Source organism: Elizabethkingia argenteiflava (assembly GCF_009904105.1).
In the GTDB taxonomy this organism is placed as follows: domain Bacteria; phylum Bacteroidota; class Bacteroidia; order Flavobacteriales; family Weeksellaceae; genus Elizabethkingia; species Elizabethkingia argenteiflava.
The window spans coordinates 1-319 of record NZ_JAAABJ010000326.1 but is presented as its reverse complement, the minus strand read 5'-3'; the positions used below and the strand labels follow the sequence as shown (position 1 = coordinate 319).

Below are 319 nucleotides of genomic sequence, written 5' to 3'. Positions count from 1 at the left end.
TTGAGGATATTTTTTCAGCATAATCAAAGCTCCGATGGGATTGGCTCTTTTCCATTCAAAAGATCTCCTGTCGCTTTTGGAGAGCGACTCGGGTAAAATAAAATAACCGTAAATAAAATTTACCAATTTTATAAAAACTGGTTCAATCAAGTGACGTTATTTTGCTTCTTTTCCTTGGTCACTGTGTGGAAATAAAAGAAGTCATTACCCATTATAACAAATGGGATAATGAATATCCCACGCAAAACTCCCAATTTAATAGCTGTGCTATCTGTTCGATTGCTTTCCAGTTGGTAGGCGACCACCTTTGCAGGCAGTC

Annotated in this window: 1 pseudogene; it reads right to left on the bottom strand. The window is 37.6% G+C overall.

The features are described from left to right. A pseudogene (locus GNY06_RS14040) lies at nucleotides 1–126 on the bottom strand (tetracycline resistance MFS efflux pump); the annotation flags it as partial. Nucleotides 127–319 lie beyond the last annotated feature (193 nt).